We start from the raw sequence: 2,317 nt of genomic DNA, 5'->3' as shown, positions 1-2,317 counted from the left end.
GCGGCTACAACGGCGGGTGGGCCAGCATCAGCGGGTACTGGTGGACGAAGTGGGCCGGGGTGGCGGCAAGGTCACCGCCCGTTCGGCCAGCGATGCCCCGGAGATCGATGGTGTAGTGCATCTGGGCAAGGCGGCGGGGTTGCAGGTCGGAGACTGGGTGGAGGTGGAGATCACCCGAGCGGATACCCATGATTTGCATGGGGTGGTGGTGTCGGCCTGATCGGGCCTTTGGTCGCTCAGGGCAGGCGACTGCCCCGCTCGATCCGTACCCCCACATCCCGTGTTCCGCGCACGGCGGCGGGTTTGTGCACCGTCACCTGCACCCAGGCCGCACCAAACTCACTGCGAATGATACCAGCTATCTGCTCGGCCAGGGTCTCCACCAGTTCCACTTCTGACGCGGCGATATGGGCAACCAGGCGCTGGCAGATGGTTTGGTAGTTGATAGTGTTCTCCACCTTGTCGGTCCGCGCCGCAGCCCCCGCATCCGCGGCAATATCCAGATCGACGAGCACCGTCTGTTTAACCTGGCGTTCCCAGTCGTAGATGCCGATGCGGGTGTCCACCTTGAGTTCACGTACAAAAAGAATATCCATGGTCATCCCGAAAAAAGCGGCAATCCGCCGCAGCTCGGCCTATAATAACCAATTTTCCGGCTAAAGCACTGCATGTCACTTCTTCTGGATGTTGCCCTGATCGGCGGGGGATATGCCGTCGGTTCCATTGCCACCGCCATTCTGGTGGCGCGCGCCCTGGGTCTGGGGGACCCGCGCCAGTCCGGATCGGGCAATCCCGGCGCCACCAACATCCTGCGTATTGGCGGCAAAAAGGCCGCCTTGCTGACCTTGCTCGGCGACCTGATCAAGGGCGTCATCCCCATCGTCATCGCCCGCCTGCTCGGGCTGGAGGACTGGGCGCTGGCCGCCGTGGCCCTCGCCACCTTTCTCGGCCATCTCTATCCGGTGTTTTTTGGTTTTCGCGGCGGCAAAGGGGTGGCCACGGCGCTGGGTATTCTGCTGGCTCTCCTGCCGGTGCTGGGCTTGTCGATATTGGGACTGTAGATACTGGTGTTTGCGGTGACGCGCGTTTCGTCCATGGCGGCGCTGCTGGCGGCGGTCAGCGCGGTGCCCATCGTCTTTGCGGTATCTTCTGCGACGAGTATGCGGGTGCTCATCATGGTGCTGGTGCTGCTGATCCTCTGGCGGCACCGCAGCAATATCCGCCGTCTGCTGGATGGCAGCGAACGTCCCTTCAAAAAGCGTTGAGGCTCGTCAATCCTTGATGTTCCACTCCTGCATCCGTTCGCTGATCCAGTCCGCCAGTCGCGCCGCCGGGCGAAAACCAGGGACCAACCGCTGGGCCTCCTTCGCCGCAGCCAGGGCACGGCGCATGCTGCCTTTGTATAGGTAATAACGGGCGAGATTCATCTGCGCCAGATGCGGACTGTCGAAGCGTTGGGCCTTGAGGGCGCGGCGAATCACGAAGAGGGCTTCATCTTCACGACCGGTATCCATCAAATATTCACCGAGATCATTCCACGCCTGCCCCCACTCCGCATCACAGGCGATGGCGCGGCGGCAGGCAGCAATGGCCCCGTGTGGGTCGCCGGAAGCAGACAGTGCCCAGGCGTAGAAGGTCCAGATCACGGCGCTCTTCGGGCCATGCTCCAGTGCACGCCTGAAGGCGATGGCCGCTTCTTGCGGATGATCCGTCTGCTGCCAGTCCAGGCCCTCCTGAAAGTCGACATCCTGCGCCGCCAGCTCGTCGACGATCATATCCAGAGAAAATGGCTCGTTCATCACGCTTCCTCCTCCGTCAGGGACCAGCGCGCCCGCACCGGGAAGTCCGCTGTGGCTGCCTGGGCCCGCTCCGTGTGCAGGGCACCGGTCAGGGCGATCATCGCTGCGTTGTCCGTACAATGCGCGAGATCAGCTATAAAGACTTCGACACCTTCAGACACCAGGCCGTTCAGGGCGGCCCGCAGCGCCCGGTTGGCGCCGACCCCGCCCGCCACGATCAGACGCCTCAGCCCGGTCTGCTGCAGGGCGCGCTGGCATTTCCTGAACAGCGTCTCCACCACCGCGGCCTGAAAACTGGCGGCCAGGTCAACCCGCTTTTGCACATCGTCGGGCGCGATGGGCATGGAGGCTAGACGGAAGGCCGTTTTCAGACCGCTGAAGCTGAAGTCCAGTCCCGGCCGGTCCAGCAGCGGCCGCGGCAGGCGAAAAGCCTGGGCATCTCCCCCCTCCGCCAGGCCGGCCAGCGCCGGCCCGCCGGGATAGCCCAGTCCCATCATCTTCGCCGCCTTGTCGAAGGC

The 2,317-nt window shown here is 63.7% G+C and carries 4 protein-coding genes and 1 pseudogene; 2 read left to right on the top strand and 3 right to left on the bottom strand.

Annotation, left to right across the window (positions count from 1 at the left end):
* Positions 1–220: TRAM domain-containing protein (locus tag AC2VNK_RS01595; RefSeq protein ID WP_486882562.1), on the top strand; the 220-nt coding region annotated here is incomplete at its 5' end.
* 16 nt (positions 221–236) lie between these two features.
* On the opposite strand, the gene folB is transcribed toward AC2VNK_RS01595, so the two are convergent.
* Positions 237–596: a dihydroneopterin aldolase gene (gene folB, locus AC2VNK_RS01590; RefSeq protein ID WP_486882561.1), complete on the bottom strand. Its 360-nt coding sequence runs from the start codon at positions 594–596 to the stop codon at positions 237–239.
* Between the two features lie 72 nt (positions 597–668).
* Here folB and plsY point away from each other — a divergent pair.
* Positions 669–1,265 (top strand): annotated as a pseudogene (plsY, locus tag AC2VNK_RS01585) (glycerol-3-phosphate 1-O-acyltransferase PlsY).
* 6 nt (positions 1,266–1,271) lie between these two features.
* Here the strand turns inward: plsY and AC2VNK_RS01580 are convergent.
* Positions 1,272–1,799: a tetratricopeptide repeat protein gene (locus AC2VNK_RS01580; protein WP_291523202.1), complete on the bottom strand. Its 528-nt coding sequence runs from the start codon at positions 1,797–1,799 to the stop codon at positions 1,272–1,274.
* Positions 1,799–2,317, bottom strand: a 519-nt coding sequence (locus tag AC2VNK_RS01575) for a Kae1-like domain-containing protein (protein WP_486882560.1), incomplete at its 5' end; no start/stop codon positions are given. The genes AC2VNK_RS01580 and AC2VNK_RS01575, both read right to left, overlap by 1 nt.

It is taken from the genome of Acidithiobacillus sp. TH-A35 (genome assembly GCF_057473505.1).
The sequence above is the reverse complement of the archived record's forward strand: the minus strand, read 5'-3'. Positions and strand labels throughout refer to the sequence as shown.